Origin of the sequence: Anabaena cylindrica UHCC 0172 (assembly GCF_034931625.1) — a bacterium.
Classification (GTDB): Bacteria; Cyanobacteriota; Cyanobacteriia; order Cyanobacteriales; family Nostocaceae; genus Anabaena; species Anabaena cylindrica_A.
Genome location: NZ_JAYGGY010000085.1, coordinates 80,903 through 87,345, shown reverse-complemented (window position 1 = coordinate 87,345; position 6,443 = coordinate 80,903). Strand labels below are relative to the sequence as shown.

Below are 6,443 nucleotides of genomic sequence, written 5' to 3'. Positions count from 1 at the left end.
ACTTGAGTAAAAAAGAAAGTCCCTCCTTCTACCTTAGCTCTGCGGTATTCCATAGTGCGATCCGTAGGAATCGCTGATTTTGTAGCGTGAGTTAACGAAGTGTAACGCACTGTTAAATATACTTTATCCTTTTCTAAAAGGCTAGATAATAATAATTTGTGCTACTTGGCATTTTATTCATCATTAAAATTCTTGTTGTACCGCATAATTTTATTATCACTACATAATTTACTACTACTATAGTTTTTAGTCACAATATTCTTTGCATACATCATTATGTCTCAACCGACTATAGAATCCATTTTACAAGAGAAGCGTCTGTTTCATCCTCCAAGTGTTTTTTCGCAACAAGCGAATATCAAAAGTTTAGAAGACTATCAGCGTCTATATGATAGGGCTAAAGCTGATCCTCAGCAATTTTGGGCAGAATTAGCAGAAACTGAGTTGCATTGGTTCCAAAAATGGAATCAGGTACTAGATTGGCAACCGCCTTTTGCGAAGTGGTTTGTGGATGGGAAGATTAATATTTCTTACAACTGTCTTGATAGACATCTGACTACTTGGCGTAAAAATAAGGCAGCTTTGATTTGGGAAGGAGAACCGGGAGATTCACGCACCCTTACCTATGCTCAATTACATCGAGAAGTTTGTCAATTTGCTAATGTATTGAAGCAGTTGGGAGCTAAAAAAGGCGATCGCATTGGTATCTATATGCCGATGATACCGGAAGCAGCCATTGCCATGTTAGCCTGTGCCAGAATAGGCGCACCTCACAGCGTAGTTTTTGGGGGTTTTAGTGCCGAAGCTTTGCGCGATCGCATGAATGATGCTGAGGCTAAACTAGTAATTACAGCCGATGGTGGTTGGCGTAAAGATGCGATCGTCCCCCTCAAAGAACAAGTCGATAAAGCCTTAGCTGATGGCATGGTTCCTAGCGTTACAGATGTGTTAGTGGTACAACGCACAGGTCAAAAAACACACATGGAAGCAGGACGCGATCATTGGTGGCATGATTTACAAAAAGGTGTTTCCGCTGATTGTCCTGCTGAACCAATGGACAGCGAAGATATGCTGTTTGTCCTCTACACTTCTGGCAGTACCGGCAAACCGAAGGGGGTTGTGCATACAACGGGGGGATATAACTTATACACCCACATGACCACCAAATGGATCTTTGACCTCCAAGACACAGATGTATATTGGTGTACTGCTGATGTCGGTTGGATTACTGGACATAGCTATATTGTTTATGGACCCCTTTCCAACGGTGCAACAACCTTGATGTATGAAGGTGCGCCCCGTGCCTCTAATCCTGGTTGTACTTGGGATATCATTGAGAAGCATGGAGTAAATATTTTTTATACAGCACCGACGGCAATTCGGGCGTTTATTAAAATGGGTGAACATTTACCCAACGCACGAAATCTGTCTTCTTTGCGTTTACTAGGAACCGTCGGTGAACCAATTAATCCCGAAGCTTGGATGTGGTATCACAAAATCATCGGTGGTGAACGTTGTCCGATTGTTGATACTTGGTGGCAAACGGAAACTGGTGGGATTATGATTACACCCTTGCCTGGTGCAATTCCCACTAAACCCGGTTCAGCGACACTTCCTTTCCCTGGAATTATTGCGGATGTTGTCGATTTAGAAGGTAATTCTGTCCCAGATAATGAAGGTGGATATTTAGCAGTTCGTCATCCCTGGCCGGGAATGATGCGGAATGTCTACGGTGATCCAGAACGCTTCCGGCGGACTTATTGGGAACATATTCCCCCCAAAGATGGTAATTATACGTACTTTGCCGGTGATGGTGCGAGAAAGGATGAGGACGGCTATTTCTGGGTGATGGGGCGTGTAGATGATGTCCTGAATGTATCTGGACACCGCCTAGGCACGATGGAAGTAGAATCTGCGTTGGTGTCCCATCCTGCGGTTGCGGAAGCTGCGGTGGTAGGTAAACCGGATGATTTGAAGGGTGAGGAAGTTGTGGCTTTTGTGACTTTAGAAGGGACTTATCAAGCCAGTGAGGAGTTGAGTAAGGAACTGAAAAAGCACGTTGTCAAGGAAATTGGTGCGATCGCCCGACCAGGTGAAATCAGGTTTACAGACGCTTTACCAAAAACCCGTTCAGGTAAAATTATGCGGCGTTTATTGCGGAATTTAGCTGCGGGTGAGGAGGTATCTGGAGATACTTCAACCTTAGAAGATCGCAGTGTTTTGGATAAGTTACGAGAAGGGAATTAATTTAGAATAGCGATCGCGCAAAGGACGCTAAGGAGCAAAGACGCAAAGTGTTTTTTGTGTCTTTGCTTTTTTACTGTAAAGTAACTTAGAATTAATGAGTGTTAAGATACACTATACAAAAGCAAGTTACTTAATATACCTTAAATGAATTTATTTTTATGGTTAATGTAAAACAAGAAGCGATAACAATATTAAATGAGGCTTTAAAGGAATTAGAATCACCAAAAGGGAGTGTTACATCAGGTGTTCAAAAACTCTTGCGTGTTGCTCAAATACTGGAAGATGAAAAAATAATAGCATGGTGTGATTTTCAGCTTGGTAAACATGATTACATCAAACCCGCAAAAAAGTATTTGGAAGTATTGAGAAATAAAAGTAACAATACAATAACTGAGGAGGTAATTTCTAAAGCCGAGAAGGAATTTAAAGAATCAGGAATTAAACCTGGATTCCATTTTGATAGTGATGATTTAGATTTTTTTATTTACGAAAGTAAAGGAGGTCTTGCAGGTATAGCTGTTATAGAAGAAAAATACAAGGATTTGCTAAGAAGTAAACATGGAAATGATGGCAAATACTATAAAGACGATTTAGCTGAAAGAATATCTCATGTAAAAAGAAAAGCCCACGAAAAAGCATCAAATATTTTCAATAAGTACACATTTACAGAAGTTACAGAAACAGCCTTTGATTTCCTCAAAAAAGAAGTTGATGATAAGCTTCTAGACTTAAATCCTGAACTTGCAGAAAAGTTAATGATTGCTTTTAAGTCTGTCTCTAGTGATAAACAAGAGGAATGGTCACACGCTTTAACATCTTGTAGACGACTTATTGAAGGACTTGCAGATGAGCTTTTTCCAGCAGATGATAACCAAATTAATGGCAGACCACTAGGTAAACAGCAATATATAAACAGACTTCGGGCATTTATGGATAAAGCCATAGAAAGCAAGTCTAATAAAGCTTTAGCTAAATCTCATGTTGATTTTTTGGGCTTGTATTTAGAGACAACGTATAAAATTCATAATAAAGGTGTTCATAGTTCAATTACCAAAGTAGAAGCAGTTAAAACTGTTTTTCATACCTATTTATTAATTGCTGATATTTTAGGATATCTAGACAAAAGTGTTGTTAATAAAGAAACTAAACCTAATATTCATACAGCAACACTTGATGAATTAGAAAGTATCCTAAATATTCAACGAGCAACAGCAAAACAAATTATCAAATTGCGAGTAGCACATGATATATTGACACCTGAATTACTAGGAACTATTCAGGGTATAGGGTCGAAAACAGTTGCTAAAGCTCAGGAATTATTTTCATTTGATTTAATTGAATAACTATGAAGCATGAAGAACCTTGGTATATTGGTTTACGTTCAAAAGCTTTAGCAGTTGTGTACTTAACTCGTCGTGATGACTTGATGGTTGATACAGATAAAAAAGAGCATGATTTAGATATTTTAGTTTCAATTAGCCTAAATAGTAAAGATATTAATAGGATTTTTGGTGTGGAGGTGAAAGCCATAAAATCTAGCTCTAAGGTAATTCAGAATAACGAAGTTTTCAATATAGAAGAAGCAGATATAAATTTTCTGCAATCACGATTCATAAAGTGTAAGTTTCCAGTATGTCTATTTTTCTTTACTCTTGATAATGATAATGGCTACTATAAATGGATTTTAGAACCAGTTCTTGATAACGAAAACAGTAACAAATTAAAGTTTAATCCAAGTCCAGAATTTAGAATTCTAACAGACCAGGCAATAAATGATATTGTTTCTTTGGTTAATCAATGGTACGATAACTTACCGAATATGGTGGTTAAGTCTAGAATTCAGAAGCGATTCGATGTTTTAAAACAAAGTTCAAAAAAAATTGCAGCTAAAAATAATTTAGAACACAAAACAAAAAGGGTGAAATCATAATGAAACAAGAAGAATTAATAAAAGAAACTGCTCAATCATCAGACTCTATAACTCCTGAACGTCAAACTAGATATGTTATCAATAACTTGATATCCCCATCTTTGTTAAATTTCGTTGATGGTATTACTAGCCAAATTCCCCAAACAGAATGGGAACAGCTACCATCTGATTTATCAAAAAATTTAGACCACTATTTATATAGTTCACCAAAAATTGAAGAATGAAAAAGTATTTGCTGATACTTCCAATTACCAGCCTAAACAGCTTGCTTAATCAAACTAACTTTTTTAGCAACATCATCCCAAACAATCCAGTTAAATTTATTATCTAAATCATCGGCAGTATTTGAAACTTTAAAATAAAACTTTTCTCCGCCTTTAAACTGCACAGCAAAATCTGCATTTTGGGCGTAAACCACAATAAAACCTCGGTCACGTAAGCAATAAGTAGCCCAATTTTTCAATGACTGCTTATAGGGTTCGTGGGGAATTGGTGGGTTAGTAATTACGTCTTCAATGACTTGAAAAATTTTTTCCATTTTTATATTTAATGAGGATCACAACGAATTTCAATCATAAACCCATCAGGGTCATAAAAGTACACACCCCTACCTGTAGGACGGGTAACTGGGCCATGTGCAATCACTAAATTATTTTCCCTGATAACGGCCACAGCTTGATCAAAGAATTCTGGATTGATATCAAACGCCAAATGATATGCTCTGGTAAAAGCCTTTTCAGGGTTAGAATCTGGTGGTGATAATTCCGGTTCTCCAAATAAATCAATAATCGTCCCGTCTGGAGTCGCAAAATTTGCTACTTTACCAGATGCGACAAGTTCTATTAAAGTTGCGGGTACTTCCTCTCCAGTCAGTTCGTGTAAACCCAAAATATGACCATAAAAATGCCGAGAAGCTTGCATATCACGAACATTTAAAGCGATATGATGGACACGGCGTAAATATCCTGTGGGAATAGTATTGTTACTCATGTTTGATAATTGAGTATTTTTTAATATACTGTAACCTAGTAATTATCTAAATCTCCGTATTTTTGCGTTAACATAACACTTTTGATCCATTTTCCAAAAAACAAACAACTTGACACCGAGCCATGAATACTATAGTATTCCAATATGAACAACAAAACTATTGATTTATTCGCTGGTGCAGGTGGCTTAACTACAGGCTTTCACTTAGCTGGCTTTGAAGCGTTATGTGCCATTGATTCAAACAAAAAAGCTTTAACAACTTATCAACATAACTACCCAAACACTAAAGTAATAAATCGAGATATTGGTGAAGTTAATCCCTCAGAACTTCGTTTATATTTAGGTCTGAAAAAGGAAGAACTAAAAGCAATTATTGGCGGTCCTCCTTGTCAAGGATTTTCTAGAAATATACCTGCTGAATATCGCTATATAGATGATCCTCGAAATCAATTATATAAAATATTTTTAGATTTTGTCAAAGAGTTTAGACCTATTTACGTGATTATGGAAAATGTCCCAGAAATTCTGACAGCATATAAAGGTTTATTCAAACATGAAATTACTAATCAACTAGAATTACTGGGATATAAAGTTTTATCATCATCTTTAAATGCTGCTAATTATGGAGTACCACAAACAAGAAATAGAGCTTTTTTTATTGCTAGTTTAGAGCGTTTAATTCTCTTGCCTGAACCTACACATAATGATGATATGAAAAATACTTATAAAAATAAAGAATCATATTATCAAACAAACTTACTAAAATCAAATTCTTCTCCAATCGTCACCGTTAAAGATGCAATTGGAGATTTACCACAACTAAATGCAGGAGAAAAATATGACAAAGATATATATTCCTCAGCACCACAAACAATTTATCAAGCTTTAATCCGATATAACAGTACAAAAATCACAAACCATATTGCTCGTGCTTTAAGTTCAATTCAGATGTCAAGAGTAAGTCTTTTAAAAGAAGGACAAGATGCGAAAGATTTACCACCAGAATTAGCACCTAAAAAACATTATAGTGGTGCTTATGGAAGGCTTTATTGGGATAAACCAGCTAAGACAATTACAAGATGGGTTTTTCATCCTGGTTCTGGTAGATTTTTTCATCCCACACAAAATAGAACTATTACAATACGCGAAGCTGCAAGACTTCATTCTTATCCAGATACTTTTCACTTTTTAGGAACATATACAGAAATGGCTTCTCAAATTGGTGAATCCGTACCTCCACTACTAGCTAAAACTATAGCTGAGTGTATTCTCTAAA

Annotated in this window: 7 protein-coding genes; 5 read left to right on the top strand and 2 right to left on the bottom strand. The window is 36.6% G+C overall.

What is annotated here, in order from left to right:
* Nucleotides 1–276: 276 nt before the first annotated feature.
* From acs to VB713_RS18010, 4 genes are all read left to right on the top strand, one after another.
* A complete protein-coding gene (gene acs, locus VB713_RS18025; protein WP_323312890.1) occupies nt 277–2,247 on the top strand; it encodes an acetate--CoA ligase in 1,971 nt (656 codons plus the stop codon).
* 158 nt (nt 2,248–2,405) lie between these two features.
* Nucleotides 2,406–3,590 carry a hypothetical protein gene (locus VB713_RS18020; RefSeq protein ID WP_323312889.1) on the top strand — a complete coding sequence of 395 codons (1,185 nt, stop codon included), beginning with the start codon at nt 2,406–2,408 and terminating at the stop codon, nt 3,588–3,590.
* A 2-nt stretch (nt 3,591–3,592) separates the two neighbouring features.
* Nucleotides 3,593–4,177, top strand: coding sequence for a DUF4365 domain-containing protein (locus tag VB713_RS18015; RefSeq protein WP_323312888.1), 585 nt, complete (start codon nt 3,593–3,595; stop codon nt 4,175–4,177).
* Complete coding sequence (locus tag VB713_RS18010) at nt 4,177–4,401, top strand: hypothetical protein (protein WP_323312887.1); 225 nt, start codon at nt 4,177–4,179, stop codon at nt 4,399–4,401. The genes VB713_RS18015 and VB713_RS18010 overlap by 1 nt, the downstream gene beginning before the upstream one ends.
* 32 nt (nt 4,402–4,433) lie before the next feature.
* Here the strand turns inward: VB713_RS18010 and VB713_RS18005 are convergent, their stop codons facing one another.
* The gene (locus VB713_RS18005) at nt 4,434–4,715 is read right to left on the bottom strand and encodes a hypothetical protein (protein ID WP_323312886.1); all 282 of its coding nucleotides are present in this window, start codon (nt 4,713–4,715) and stop codon (nt 4,434–4,436) included.
* Nucleotides 4,716–4,723: 8 nt separating this feature from the next.
* Complete coding sequence (locus VB713_RS18000; protein WP_323312885.1) at nt 4,724–5,167, bottom strand: VOC family protein; 444 nt, start codon at nt 5,165–5,167, stop codon at nt 4,724–4,726.
* Between the two features lie 144 nt (nt 5,168–5,311).
* Between VB713_RS18000 and VB713_RS17995 the strand changes: the two genes are divergently transcribed.
* Complete coding sequence (locus tag VB713_RS17995; protein WP_323312884.1) at nt 5,312–6,442, top strand: DNA cytosine methyltransferase; 1,131 nt, start codon at nt 5,312–5,314, stop codon at nt 6,440–6,442.
* Nucleotide 6,443 lies beyond the last annotated feature (1 nt).